Below are 13,267 nucleotides of genomic sequence, written 5' to 3'. Positions count from 1 at the left end.
TACTGCCCTACTGCCCTACTGCCCTACTGCCCTACTGCCCTACTGCCCTACTGCCCTACTGCCCTACTGCCCTACTCTCCGCATTTTAGGGGGTTACATCCGGCAAAACTCTTCCCTATAAGGCCCTCCTAGCCTGATACCAGAATCGCGAGCACAACCGGCCGGGTCTTCCCGTCCGGTTTTTCGTGCAAGCCGCCTGCCGAACGGACCCTCGATATGCCAAGACGCACCGACATCAAGTCGATCCTGATCATCGGGGCCGGCCCCATTGTCATCGGTCAGGCCTGCGAATTCGACTATTCCGGCACCCAGGCCTGCAAGGCGCTCAAGGAAGAGGGTTTTCGCGTCATCCTGGTCAATTCCAACCCGGCCACCATCATGACCGACCCGGAACTGGCCGACGCCACCTATATCGAGCCGATCACGCCGGAAGTGGTGGCCAAGATCATCGCCAAGGAGCGGCCGGACGCGCTGCTGCCGACCATGGGCGGCCAGACCGCGCTCAACACCGCCCTGTCGCTGCGCCGCATGGGTGTGCTCGAACGCTACAATGTCGAGATGATCGGTGCCGACGCCACGGCAATAGACAAGGCCGAGGACCGGGCGCTGTTTCGCGAGGCGATGAAGAAGATCGGCCTGGAAACGCCGAAATCGATGCTGGCCAACGCCACCGACGTCAAGAATGCCGACCGCAAGACGCACGAGGCCGAACGCGCCGCGCTGAAGGCCGAGAAGCCCGAAAACCTCGACGCCGCGCTCGACGCGCTCGAAACGCGCTGGAACCTCGGCGAGGGCGACCGCAAGCAGCGCTACATCAGCCATGGCATGGCGATCGCCGCACAGGCGCTCGACCATGTCGGCCTGCCCGCCATCATCCGCCCGTCCTTCACCATGGGCGGCACCGGCGGCGGCATCGCCTACAACCGCGCCGAATTCTACGAGATCGTCCAGTCCGGCCTCGACGCCTCGCCGACCACCGAAGTGCTGATCGAGGAAAGCGTGCTCGGCTGGAAGGAGTACGAGATGGAGGTTGTCCGCGACAAGGCCGACAACTGCATCATCGTCTGCTCGATCGAGAACATCGACCCGATGGGCGTGCACACCGGCGACTCGATCACCGTCGCCCCTGCCCTGACCTTGACCGACAAGGAATACCAGATGATGCGCAACGCCTCGATCGCGGTGCTGCGCGAGATCGGCGTCGAGACCGGCGGCTCCAACGTGCAGTTCGCCGTCAACCCCGCCGACGGCCGCCTGGTGGTGATCGAGATGAACCCGCGCGTCTCGCGCTCCTCCGCACTCGCCTCCAAGGCGACCGGCTTTCCGATCGCCAAGATCGCGGCAAAGCTCGCCGTCGGCTACACGCTGGACGAGCTGGAGAACGACATCACCGGCGGCGCAACGCCCGCCTCGTTCGAGCCGTCGATCGATTACGTCGTCACAAAAATCCCGCGCTTTGCCTTCGAGAAATTCCCCGGCGCCGAGCCGGTGCTGACCACCGCGATGAAGTCGGTCGGCGAGGTCATGGCCATCGGCCGCACTTTTCAGGAATCGCTGCAGAAGGCGCTGCGCGGACTGGAAACCGGCCTCACCGGCCTCGACGAGATCGAGATCCCCGGCATCGCGCACGGCGCAGTCAGCCACGCCGACGACCGCAACGCCATTCGCGCTGCCCTCGGCACGCCGACGCCCGACCGGCTGCGCATGGTGGCGCAAGCGATCCGCATGGGCACCTCGCTGGAAGACGTGCACGCCATGTGCAAGATCGACCCGTGGTTCCTCGAACAGATCGCCGGCATCCTCAACATGGAAGCCCGCATTCGCGAGCACGGCATTCCCGAAGACGCCGCCAATCTGCGCATGCTGAAGGCGATGGGTTTCTCCGATGCCCGCCTCGCGTCCCTAGTCAGGAAAGACGTCGAAGAGGTTCAAAAGATACGCGAAAAGCTCGACGTTCATCCGGTTTACAAGCGCATCGATACTTGCGCCGCCGAGTTCGCCTCGCCGACCGCCTACATGTACTCGACCTATGAGGTGCCCTTCGCCGGCGCGCTCGCCAACGAGGCGCAAGTCTCGTCGCGAAAAAAAGTCGTCATCCTCGGCGGCGGCCCGAACCGCATCGGCCAGGGCATCGAGTTCGACTATTGCTGCTGCCACGCCGCCTTTGCGCTGCGCGACGCCGGCTTCGAGGCGATCATGGTCAACTGCAACCCGGAGACCGTGTCGACCGACTACGACACCTCGGACCGGCTCTATTTCGAGCCGCTGACGCCGGAGGACGTTTTGGAGATCCTGCGCGCCGAGCAGGCGTCGGGCGAGCTGGTCGGCGTCATCGTCCAATTCGGCGGCCAGACGCCGCTGAAGCTGGCGGATGCGTTGGAGAAGGCCGGCATCCCGATCCTCGGCACTTCGCCCGACATGATCGATCTCGCCGAAGACCGCGACCGCTTCCAGAAGTTGTTGCACAAGCTCGGCCTCAGCCAGCCGAAGAACGGCATCGCCTATTCGGTCGAGCAGGCCCGCCTCGTCGCCGGCGAGCTCGGCTTCCCGCTGGTGGTGCGCCCGTCCTATGTGCTCGGCGGCCGCGCCATGCAGATCATCCACGACGAGAGCATGCTGCAATCCTATCTGCTCGACACCGTGCCCGGCCTGGTGCCGGAGGACATCAAGCAGAAATACCCCAACGACAAGACAGGCCAGATCAACACACTGCTGGGCAAGAACCCGCTGCTGTTCGACACCTATCTCTCGGGCGCCATCGAGGTTGATGTCGACTGCCTGTGCGACGGCAAGTCGACCTTCGTCTCCGGCATATTGGAACACATCGAGGAGGCCGGCATCCATTCGGGCGACAGCGCCTGCTCGCTGCCGGTGCATTCGCTGCCGTCGGAGCTCGTCGACGAATTGGAACGCCAGACAGCCGCACTTGCCCGCGCGCTCAATGTCGGCGGCCTGATGAACGTGCAGTACGCGATCAAGGACGGCACCGTTTACGTGCTCGAGGTCAACCCGCGCGCGTCGCGCACCGTGCCCTTCGTCGCCAAGACCATCGGCCGCCCCATCGCGAAAATTGCCGCCCGCATCATGGCCGGCGAGAGCCTGGAAGACGCCTTCGCCCATTACGGCGCCATGCCCGACCCCAGAAATCCCGGCCATATCGCGGTCAAGGAAGCGGTGTTCCCCTTCGCTCGCTTCCCCGGCGTCGACATCCTGCTCGGGCCGGAAATGCGCTCGACCGGCGAGGTCATGGGCCTCGACCGCGACTTCGCGCTGGCCTTCGCCAAGAGCCAGCTAGGAGCGGGTGTTGATCTCCCCCGCGCCGGCACGCTGTTCGTTTCGGTGCGCGACGAGGACAAGAAGGGCATCCTGCCGGCGGTCAAGCGCCTCGCCGGCCAGGGTTTTAAAGTAATGGCCACCTCGGGCACAGCCCGCTTCCTCGCCGAGAACGGCGTCGCTGCCGAGAAAATAAACAAGGTGCTGGAAGGCCGCCCGCACATCGAGGACGCCATCCGCAACCGCCAGGTGCAGATCGTCTTCAACACCACCGACGGCCAAAAGGCGGTGTCGGACTCCAAATCGCTGCGCCGCGCCACGCTGATGCAGAAGGTGCCGTATTACACGACGCTGTCCGGCGCGGCTGCGGTGGCTGAGGCAATTGCAGCGTTGAGGGCGGGGAGTTTGGAAGTGCGGCCGCTGCAGGAGTATTTTGCGTAAACCTCGTCAGGTTAAGGCGACCGTATCAAGATTATGGCTGCTTCAGGGAGAGGTCAGATTTTACGGCTAAGCCAGGGCGAAAAAAGAGCTTACGATTTACTTCAACGGCTTCACCTTAAGAATTTCTTTCCCAAGGCGCGCTGTCTCGTTGTGAGGCTCGATAGATAACCAGTATTCTATCTGGCCCAAGAGTCTATATCTATAAATTGGATCGGATATCCCTGCATTATTTTTATGAGATTCAATTCCATATCTATTGATATAATGGATGGTCTGCCTCAAATTTCGACGCGATTCCTTTGGCAGTCTGAGTTCTCCACTGGAAATCGAAATGCCAGTGATAATTTTTTTTTGACCCTCAAAGGCAACGACAGTCTTTTCCTCAGCGATTTCGAGACCAAAATTCGACAAGCAGTCGCTAAGAAACGCAAAAGCACTCTCGGGTATTCGATCTCCGGAGAGGCAGATATCGTCCGCGTACCTCGAAAACAGAAGCTTGTTATGAGCACAAAATTCAGAAATCTGCACATCAGCCTTAAGCACCGCAATATTACTAATCGCCGGACTAGTTGGCGCCCCTTGCGGAAGCGCGTCCTCCAAAGTACATATCCTAGACAAATAATAAGATACTTTTGGAGAGTATCCGACCTCCGAGAAATATATCGTTAACTTATGCATACTTGATAGAACCAAAGAAATCTTTAACGTCTATTTTCAAAATACATTTCGACGCAGCGTGCAATCTCGCGTTATCAACAATGCTGCGCCCCTTAACAAATCCAAAGGCCGACTGGTGCGGGCTGAGCTTTGATAGAATTTCGTCCAAAATCCATCGCTGCAGCCCCGCCAGGAATGGCCGAGGTACAAAAAGGGAGCGCTCTCCACCTCTCCGCTTTGGGATACTTCTAGGACTGTAGTAGCGACGGTTGTCCACAGCCACCCCTGCTATGAACTTCGCCTCAAGTCCGGAATGCCAAGCTAGGTGCTGAATATCTAAGATTACAGGGAGGCCTTGGCCCTCTAAACGCTCCGCATACGCTATGAGACCCCGTTTGGCTGCATACTTAAGTGGCCAGCGGAAAGTTTTTTGTCGCAAAAATTCACTGTATGGCTGCACCGGCACCAAGTCACCACATAATATACATAATAGTATTCGACTGCTTCATCGACAAATAACAATGTTAGTTGTCTGAGGTTCGTAGAACCTCTCGGTAATCTTCTTCGATTGCCGAATGGGCTTAGCTCTAGCCTAAGTCGCCGAGGCGAATCCACCTCGTTGCGCTAGTTCCTCAATGCCGGTGCAAACTCGCTGATTTCAGAGACCTTAGTCTGCCGTCTCCCCCAATTTTGTCAATAAGTCGAGCTCAAGGTTGGACATTCTGGGAACATACATATCAAAGTCCTCAGTAGGCGCACGGCGCTGCGGAACGTATCTCCATTCCTTATCAGCTCTAGGCCTCATAAAGAGCTCAGGCGCAAGGGCATCAATCCAAGCTACACCCTGCGGCAGAAGCCTAATTCTAAGGCCCGCCTCATCATGCTCTATCGCTGCAATCTCATTGGCCTGCAGGAAGTCCACACATTCTAACATCTGGAGCGGAGACAGCCGATACCTTTTATGAAATTGGTAAGCGTCAACCCATCCACGATTGTGATATATCTCTCGCAATACTTCCAATATGAAAGTAGGATAAGTCATTACCTAAGCCTTTTAAAAACTGTCTTCCTCGCCTTATAGTCTTTATATACCGGCCACCAGAATATCGGAAACACATTGTTTGGGCAATTGTAGTTGTGAACAGAAAACAAAGCCTCGGATGACCCATACCCCATAGAAGGCATGAGTTGGCCTTTGTACAAGGTCGCAAGATTTTTCTCCAAGGATTTCATTATCTTTCGATTTGAAGCCGCATCTTCGCTCTTGTATCTATCCGATATTCCGCGATTGAGCCAAATTTCTGAATGATAGTCTAAGCCAAGCTCATCCAGTCGAATTTTTGCAGCATTCATACCGGCGATAGCTAGGAGATACACCCTATTATTTTTGTATCGGCTGTTTTTTACATATTCGATAAATTTTGTTGCTTTCCGCTCAATAGTCTTTCCGGTGCCAAAAAAATCATCAAACAGTATGTAGTTATTCCCATTTCCAAATGCATCACCATAACCAACCAGAGAGTTTCTGAAATTCTTCTCGGACCAACCGTCGACCGGGCTAAAATCATTCTTTAGCTGCTGCAAAAAAGCCTGAGATCCATCCACTTCACAATCGTCGCTGACAGCAAAAAATACGGTATTCTTCGCAGACAGCGACCATTTCTCTTGAACATGAGCAGAAATTGCCTTTGTGACATCCACCATTTCGAAGGACGTTATTACTTTAAAATCATTTATAAGTTTTATAATTAAGTTACGAGACTCAACATCATGACAATCGTTCCAAAGCCTAATGAGAGCGTCATATTCGCTTACTAACCATCTGCAACTTTTGCAGACGTCAAAGAGTACTTTAAAATCGCCAGAGTCCATAAATTGAGTTGCACGAGGCGCGTCTGCAATAACTTTAGTCAGAGTTCAGCTCCCCAATTTGGCGCAACAATCTACCCATTTCTGTATCTTTCAGGCAATAGGGGCGATCGCAAAAAAGCACTATACTTAAGATGAAATGCCTACCCATAAATCGGGCTTCTTCGCTTCCCCAGGTCAAAATTTGGTGGCGAGCCACCCCTCACGCGACCGCGACACACTCGATCTCGATATTAAACTCCATCGGCCATGAGGCTACCGGCACGAAGCTGCGCGCCGGCGGATTGACGCTGAAATAACTCCGCATAGACGCCTTCAGCGACGCCTCGGTCTGCGTTTCGATGTCGCCGCGCATCATCTCGCACCTTACGAAGGCCAGTGCCGACGCTCGGTTTAGTTGAGAAACCCAATAAACCGCCCGGCGAACAGCACCGACGTCCACAGCACCAGCGACAGCAAAGCCAGGATGGTGACGGTCCCGCCGGCCGGCTCGTCACCGCCTTTTGCGTGGCGCATGAAGGTGAGAAAATTGGCGCCGGCGAGGAGTATGAGCGTCATCTTGGTGAGAAAAATCGGCATCGCCGCATACTCCCTCGCCCTGATTGAAAACAGCAGCGACCCGGTGACAAGCGCGCCGGCGAACGCGGTAAATGCGGTGCGGCGCAGCAGCGCGATGAACGCCGCCTGCGGCAGCGAGCGGAAGGCGCCCAAGATCCGGAGGTCCATGAGCCAGACGCTGGTCAGCAGCGCGCCGATCGACATGATGTGCAGCGCATTGACTATGGGATAGGCGACGAAGGAGGCCTTCAGCCCCCTTACGATGGCGAGTTGCTCGATGCCGGCGAGGAGCTCGTCCATTCACGCCGGCGGCACGCGGTCGGGATAGACGTCATAAGCCTTGCCGTTGACGATGACGCGGGCTGCTTTCATCCACTTCTCGGTCTCGTCGCGCGAGCGGTGGCCGATAGCGGTCACCTCGTCGCCGACTTTGGCGACCTCCTCGGTGAAGCCGGCGGCCATCGTGCGGGACGGCGGCGCCAAATCCACCCGCCAGGCCTCTCCGTCGGCGTCGACATCCAGCGTGGCGTGCGGATTGCCGATATAGATGGCTGTGATCTTGCCCCGGAGCTCAAAAAACCCATCCTGGGTCCACGACCAACCGTGATGGGCGTAAGCTGCGGTGCCAGCGGCAAGGATCACTGCCGCTGCCAGCGTGACGCACCGAATCCGGTTGAAAGGTGACTGCATCGCTCGCCTCCTCGGCTCATCCCGCCAATCGAGACTAGGTCACGGCGCGACAACGTCAAATCACATCGATGCGAAGGGCATCGGCCACGCGACCGATTGTCGAAGCCGGCGCGCCGCCCCTGAACCCCCTGCCGGGCACCACACGTCAAACATTCCGCAGCAGGCGCCGCCGGCGAAGCTGCCGATCTCCCCCCTTGCGGGGGAGATGCCCGGCAGGGCAGAGGGGGGTACTGTCCCTCCGACCTGTCAACCGATTATAGCCACGCCCTCAGGCTGTTTCCGGTTGGGAATGGGTTAAAATCGAGAGGTGGCGATCCTTCCCACCCCCCTCTCTCCTGCCGGACATCTCCCCCGCAAGGGGGGAGATTGGATGCCGCGCTGGCTTTCGCCAACCACCAACGCTGAAAGGCAGGGCGGTGAGCGGCAGCGCCAGCTCCCGAAGCGATTGCCCTGCGGGTTGAACGGTCCGGTCTTGCTTATGACATCCATGCACGCCATGTTCGGCCCCTACCCGCCGCCCTTCTTCTTCATCGGATGAAGGTCGGAGACCCACACCTGAACGAGGCAAATTATGAGCAGTATGAGAGACCGTCAGGAAGGCTTCGAAAAGAAGTTTGCGATGGACGAGGACACGAAGTTCAGGGCCATGGCGCGCCGCAACAAGCTGCTCGGCCTATGGGCCGCCGAAAAGCTCGGCAAGTCAGGTGAGGACGCCGACGCCTATGCGAAAGAGGTGGTGCGCGCGGACTTCGAAGAGGCCGGGGACGACGACGTGTTGCGCAAAATACGCGCCGATTTCGACGCGGCGGGCATCGCTCAGTCGGATGTTCAGATTCGCGGCGTCATGAACGACCTGCTGGCGACGGCGGTCGAGCAGATCAAAAACACCTGAGAGAGCGCCGACTTAAAGCGCGACGCGACGCGCTTTAAGCTCTCTTTTATGTGTTTCCCAAAACCGCTGCGCATCTCGGGTCAGGCCCAGAGTCAGGCCCGAGGGCATGCGTTTGGGTGACATGCATTAGCTGTGAGCGGCCACCAGATCCTTAAGGCGCTCTTCGTGCGCCCGCAGCGTCGGTAGCGTCTTCTTGGCGAATTCCTTCAGCGCCGGATCTTCACCCGACTGCGCATAGGTTGAAAACAGCGCCAGCGCCTGCTTGTGCGCCTCGCTCTGCAGGAGGATGTATTTCGCCTGGAATTCATCGCCATCGAGGTTCTTGAGCTGGTCGAGCATCGCCTGGTCTTTCGGCAGCAAAGCCGGGCCGCTCGCTGTCACCGAGGCCGTGATCTGGCTCTGCTCGAGAGCTGCCTTGAAATCCTCGCCAGCCTTGGTGTGATCCCTGATCATCAGCGAGGCGAAATCCTTCACATCGGCGGCGACATTCTTTTGTTCGGCCAGCTTGCTGCTTTCAATCTCGAACCGGTTGGCGCTGGGGACGGTTCTGGAGAAGGTCTCGGTGTCGATCCTGGTTTGGCCGACAGAAGGTATATCGGCCGGCGTGGCGGATTGGGCGAAGGCCGCCGGCGCGCCGGCAAGCAAGGCGACCATGGCAAGCGTGAGATTTGTTTTCACAGGAAATCTCCGGGTTTGTGATCCTCGGAGAGTCCAACGCGACACCAGCGGCGAAGTTGCGCGACTGGACAGGAATGAGGTGTCGGCGATCCTGCCAACACCCCCGCTCGGCGCCGATACGCCGGAAATATGCTTGGCAAAGCTCAGTGGCAGCAGGCGCCGGCATATTGCAGCTGCTCGTCCCAGTCCGGCCGGCCCTCCGGCGTGAAATCCATCAGATTCCACAAGGGCTCGCAAGTGCCGATGGCACGCGGGTCCTGACCGGGTTCGGACGGCGCGAAGCCAAGCTCCGAGCTCCAGAAATGCCGGATGCCATCGGCGTCGCGATGGAACACCGACAGCATCGGAAGTTGCGCGCCGTCGTCGGCCTCGGCGTGATAGTCGCGCTTGAAGCTGTTGCCGGGCGAGGAGAGCAGCCGCAAGTTCGTCCAGCCGCGATCGCGGCCAAGCGTGATCAGGTTTTCAAGCGCGGTCTTGCCCACAACGGCAAAATTGAAGCCGGCGGCCTCGAGATGGCCGATGGCGCCGTCGAACTGGTCGAGCAGCGCCGTGCAGGACGGGCATGGCTGGTCGGCCCGCGCGAGCTTGGCCGTGCCGCCGCTTGTCGCCACGTCGCGCGTCTCCTGCGGGTGGCGCGGAAACATCATCGAGTAGATGATCAGCGTGTCCTTGCCGGGTGAAAACAGCTCCGACAGTTTTATGCGGGCCGGCTTGCCGTCGGCGCCAAGCCCGTCGAACACATAATCCTGAGGCACCAGCCCGCCCGGCGGCAGTGCACGGCGGGCGACGGCCACATCCTCCATGGCGCGGCGCAGCTCGATTTCCTTTTGCAGCAGCGTTTCGCGGGCGGCGCGATATTCAGCGGATTCGTTGGGAAAGGTGATCATCGTCATCTCCATCAGCCGTGCTTGTGGCGGCGCGCGCCCTATGCGGCAGCGCACCTTGCCTCTCAAGGACGCATCGCGAAGCAGGGTTCCGACATTTTGCACGCCTAACCCGGCGATAAGGCCTTAACGGCTCCGCCTTAGCCAGCGACAGAGGCTACTGCGGCGGCACTGGGCAGCTCGTGTCACCCTCCTGGCAGTTGAGATAGCCCTGAAAATCCTTCAACCTGATGTTGGTGAGGCTCGCCTTGCAGCCGGCTATGACCATCGGATACATGCTGCCTGCCATATCGGTCGGGCCGCCCTGGAAAGCGCATTCGGCATCGCGAAAGGCGACCCAGGCGCGCTGCGCGCCCACCAGCAGCTTCTTCGTCGCAGCGTCGTCCTTCAGCCTGCCCTCGATCTGCCTGTAGGCGTGGTTGAGCTTCTTGTCGGCTTCGGTGAACGACTTGCCTGCGCATTCGTTCATGGTCGCCTGGTCCTGTGCGTCGGCGCAATCGTCGGCGCGCACGACGCCCGCAAGAAGCGGAAGGGCGAGGATCACCAGACCGGTTTTGGCCAGACCCGGTTTGAAAAGTAAAAGCCGCATCGTGTTTCTCCGGTTTCGGTCGAGACCCCGCCCGCGGCACGAAAGCCGCAGGATCGCAGCTTAACGCCCGAACGGTTGCCGGCAAGAAGCAGCCTGCCGACTTGGTGGACACTTCGTTTCCGCGCAATGCTCGCTGATCGGCTTCGCCAACCGCTCCTCACCCCGCCCAGTCGACTTCGAACATCCCCAGCCGCTCGTAAAGCCTGACGGCGGCAGCATTCTCAACCGTGTTGGTTTTGAGATCGACATGCGCAGCGCCGCGTGCGTGAAAGGTGGTGAAGACGTGCCACATCAGCGCTTCGGCGATGCCTCGGCCGCGCGCCTCGGGGTGGACGGCAAGGTCTTTCACGAACGCCCTCGTCCAGCACAGTGCCGCACCCGCCAGCCGACCCTTGATGTCGATAACCAGGAAACACAAGGCAGGGTCGAATTCCGCGTCGCTTGAAATGCGCGGCCACCATTCGTCGAACGGCCCGTCGGCGCCGTCGTCGAATACGGTGGTCAGCAGCGTATGCAAAGCCAGCGCGTCGGCGGCCTCAAAACCGCGCATGACGAAACCTTCCGGCCAGCGAGGCGGGGCGAGCGTGTCGTCGAGGATCTTGCGCAGCCTTATGTCGTTCGGCGCCGGCGGGCGCGGCTCAGGCATGGCGTTCAGGCGTCGGGCTGCAGGCGACGCCGACTGCGGTCGCGGCCCAGGCCGGTTTGTTCCAGCATGCCCTTGCGCTTGGCGTCGTAATAATAGCCGCTCTGGTAGAGCCGGTCGGCGCGCTTGGCGTTGCCGCCGGCCACCAGCCAGGCGCCACGCAGATATTTCACCGCATATTTCAGATTGGTCTCGGCGTCGAACAACCCGCTCGCCGGCCCGTCATAGCCCATGCCGCGCGCCGTCGCATGCTTGATCTGCATCAGCCCCCAGTGGCCGCGACTGTAGGCCTTGGGATTGAAGGTGCTCTCGCGCTTGACGACGCGGCGCACCAGATCGACCGGAACCTGATAGAGGACGGCATATTTCTCGATCAGCCGCTCGATCTCGCCGCGCGGTCCCGCGGAATACTCCTTGGCAAGGCTGGTCGAAGGCAGGGCGGACTGATTCTCAGGCAGGGCGTAGGCGACCTGCTGGACGCCGGGCATCGTCTTGCCTGTCTCGCCGGTGACCGGCATCGCAACGGCGGCGGTCGCATGGACAGGCGCTGTGCCGGCTGGCGCGGCATCGGCCATCATGGCTGCAGGTGCAGTTGCGGCCAACGGGGTCGGGCCGGCAAAGGCAGCTGGCTGGGCAGGCGTCGCGGCGAGATCGACGGCCAGCGCCGCGGTCTGGACGGGCGTGACGCCGGACGATTCCGGCAGCACCGAAACGGTGTCGGGCAGCGCCAGCGCATAGCCGGCTTCGCTACCAGCTGCGGCGGTTTCAGTCAGGGAAGGCACGGCCTTGGTCTGCGCGGTCGAAGTGCAGCCGCTGAGACCGGCCGCAGCGAGCATCACGCCGATCGCGGGAAAGATGATTTTTGCTGGCAAGCCGCGCTCGGGTCCGGTTCGTCTGTTAAGAAGTCCTTACACCAGCGGCTTTCCCCCGGCAATCCGCAGCCAGTTGGGATTTCCAATGGTTTTCGGGTGGCAACAGACCCCTGAAAATGCGATATCCGTTCTCGATATGTACTGGATTGCCATTCGTTCCCAAGGAAAGGAGCACATCATGGAAGACACCTCTCAAGCCATCGCCGGCCACGCCGTCTTCGAAACCGTGATCGGCTTCATCGGCATCGTCTGGAGCGAGGCCGGGCTGACGAGGCTTTGCCTGCCCCAGCGCAGCCGCGACGCCGTGGAACGGCGGCTGCTGCGCCATGCCGGCAACGCCGCTTCGAGCGCCCGACCGCAATGGGTTGCCGAGCTGATCGCGTCGATAAAGGCCTATGCCGCCGGCGAGGACGTGGATTTCTCCGGTGTGCCGGTCGATCTCACCGGTGTCGACGATTTCCGCCTCGCCATCTACGACGCGGCGCGCAAGCTCGCCTTCGGCGAGACTACCACCTATGGCGAACTGGCCAAGCGCGCCGGCCATGCCGGGCTGGCGCGAGAGACGGGCGCCGCGCTCGGCGCCAACCCGGTGCCGCTGGTCATCCCTTGCCACCGCATTCTTGCCGCCGGCGGCAAGATCGGCGGTTTTTCAGCGTCAGGTGGCTCGACCACCAAGGAGAAGATGCTGGCGATCGAAGGCGTGCGCGTCGGCCCGTCGCCCCCGGCGCAGGTCTCTTTTGGATTTTGAGGCCGACATTGCTAGTCCGGAAAGATGCGCCGGCGGAAATGCCGGTCTGTTTCCACGCGCTTGCATTTGTAGACGATGCAGGAGTTGGTATCGGCGCTCGGCACCGAAGCGCGTACCCTGACCTCGCCCATGTTGCAGAAACTCTCGCTCCGCACATAACGGTCGTAGAGCGGCAGCCCCGGCGTGCGCGTCGACTGATAACGCAGGATGACGGCGCCTTCCCGTGCGATGGTCGCGCGCACCGTGCCGCAGCTCATGCGGCTCGGGTCATAGCGCGAGATCGCCTGCGCCTCGGCGGCGACCAGCGTCAGGCAGGCGGCAAACAGGACAGTTTTCATGGTCCTCTCCCCAAACAGGACCGGACGCTCGGAGGCGGCACGGTCCTTCCCCGCAGCGTGCGCGATAGGCCATGCGACCCGGCGCCACGCCCGACGTTGCAACGCTTTCACGCGACTGGGGCGGCCATTGGGCAG

The 13,267-nt window shown here is 60.1% G+C and carries 14 protein-coding genes; 3 read left to right on the top strand and 11 right to left on the bottom strand.

The window, feature by feature from the left end; genetic code table 11:
• Positions 1–216 precede the first annotated feature (216 nt).
• Complete coding sequence (gene carB / locus AC0L2K_RS30475; protein ID WP_473533149.1) at positions 217–3,714, top strand: carbamoyl-phosphate synthase large subunit; 3,498 nt, start codon at positions 217–219, stop codon at positions 3,712–3,714.
• A 96-nt stretch (positions 3,715–3,810) separates the two neighbouring features.
• On the opposite strand, the gene AC0L2K_RS30470 is transcribed toward carB, so the two are convergent.
• The 5 genes from AC0L2K_RS30470 to AC0L2K_RS30450 all read right to left on the bottom strand — a co-directional run bounded on the left by AC0L2K_RS30470 (position 3,811) and on the right by AC0L2K_RS30450 (position 7,488).
• The gene (locus tag AC0L2K_RS30470) at positions 3,811–4,314 is read right to left on the bottom strand and encodes a reverse transcriptase domain-containing protein (RefSeq protein ID WP_473533148.1); all 504 of its coding nucleotides are present in this window, start codon (positions 4,312–4,314) and stop codon (positions 3,811–3,813) included.
• Between the two features lie 1,098 nt (positions 4,315–5,412).
• The gene (locus AC0L2K_RS30465) at positions 5,413–6,243 is read right to left on the bottom strand and encodes a phosphoribosyltransferase-like protein (RefSeq protein ID WP_473533147.1); all 831 of its coding nucleotides are present in this window, start codon (positions 6,241–6,243) and stop codon (positions 5,413–5,415) included.
• Between the two features lie 199 nt (positions 6,244–6,442).
• Positions 6,443–6,682: a hypothetical protein gene (locus AC0L2K_RS30460; RefSeq protein ID WP_473533146.1), complete on the bottom strand. Its 240-nt coding sequence runs from the start codon at positions 6,680–6,682 to the stop codon at positions 6,443–6,445.
• Positions 6,634–7,098, bottom strand: a complete 465-nt coding sequence (locus AC0L2K_RS30455; protein WP_287316514.1) for a hypothetical protein — start codon at positions 7,096–7,098, stop codon at positions 6,634–6,636. Before AC0L2K_RS30455 ends, AC0L2K_RS30460 begins: the two co-directional genes overlap by 49 nt.
• Positions 7,099–7,488: a DUF6152 family protein gene (locus AC0L2K_RS30450; protein ID WP_473533145.1), complete on the bottom strand. Its 390-nt coding sequence runs from the start codon at positions 7,486–7,488 to the stop codon at positions 7,099–7,101.
• A 571-nt stretch (positions 7,489–8,059) separates the two neighbouring features.
• On the opposite strand from AC0L2K_RS30450, the gene AC0L2K_RS30445 reads away from it, so the two are divergent.
• Entirely contained in the window at positions 8,060–8,380 is a 321-nt protein-coding gene (locus AC0L2K_RS30445) for a DUF1476 domain-containing protein (RefSeq protein WP_128176348.1), read from the top strand.
• A 126-nt stretch (positions 8,381–8,506) separates the two neighbouring features.
• Here AC0L2K_RS30445 and AC0L2K_RS30440 read toward each other — a convergent pair whose 3' ends face one another.
• From AC0L2K_RS30440 to AC0L2K_RS30420, 5 genes are all read right to left on the bottom strand, one after another.
• Positions 8,507–9,058, bottom strand: a complete 552-nt coding sequence (locus AC0L2K_RS30440; RefSeq protein ID WP_473533144.1) for a DUF4142 domain-containing protein — start codon at positions 9,056–9,058, stop codon at positions 8,507–8,509.
• A 143-nt stretch (positions 9,059–9,201) separates the two neighbouring features.
• Complete coding sequence (locus tag AC0L2K_RS30435) at positions 9,202–9,945, bottom strand: DUF899 family protein (RefSeq protein ID WP_473533143.1); 744 nt, start codon at positions 9,943–9,945, stop codon at positions 9,202–9,204.
• 154 nt (positions 9,946–10,099) lie between these two features.
• On the bottom strand, positions 10,100–10,531 hold the full coding sequence (locus tag AC0L2K_RS30430; RefSeq protein ID WP_473533142.1) for a lysozyme inhibitor LprI family protein: 432 nt from the start codon (positions 10,529–10,531) through the stop codon (positions 10,100–10,102).
• 157 nt (positions 10,532–10,688) lie between these two features.
• Positions 10,689–11,177 (bottom strand): GNAT family N-acetyltransferase, encoded by a 489-nt coding sequence (locus tag AC0L2K_RS30425; RefSeq protein ID WP_128169571.1) that lies wholly within the window; start codon positions 11,175–11,177, stop codon positions 10,689–10,691.
• 5 nt (positions 11,178–11,182) lie between these two features.
• Positions 11,183–12,046, bottom strand: coding sequence for a lytic transglycosylase domain-containing protein (locus tag AC0L2K_RS30420; RefSeq protein WP_128169572.1), 864 nt, complete (start codon positions 12,044–12,046; stop codon positions 11,183–11,185).
• Between the two features lie 178 nt (positions 12,047–12,224).
• Here AC0L2K_RS30420 and AC0L2K_RS30415 point away from each other — a divergent pair, with 178 nt between their 5' ends.
• Positions 12,225–12,794 carry a methylated-DNA--[protein]-cysteine S-methyltransferase gene (locus AC0L2K_RS30415; protein ID WP_128169573.1) on the top strand — a complete coding sequence of 190 codons (570 nt, stop codon included), beginning with the start codon at positions 12,225–12,227 and terminating at the stop codon, positions 12,792–12,794.
• A gap of 11 nt (positions 12,795–12,805) precedes the next feature.
• Here the strand turns inward: AC0L2K_RS30415 and AC0L2K_RS30410 are convergent, their stop codons facing one another.
• On the bottom strand, positions 12,806–13,132 hold the full coding sequence (locus AC0L2K_RS30410; RefSeq protein ID WP_287176003.1) for a hypothetical protein: 327 nt from the start codon (positions 13,130–13,132) through the stop codon (positions 12,806–12,808).
• Between the last annotated feature and the right edge of the window lie 135 nt (positions 13,133–13,267).

The organism is Mesorhizobium sp. WSM4817 (assembly GCF_055811135.1).
Note: the sequence above shows the minus strand (reverse complement) of the source record. Positions and strands in the feature narration are given on the sequence as shown.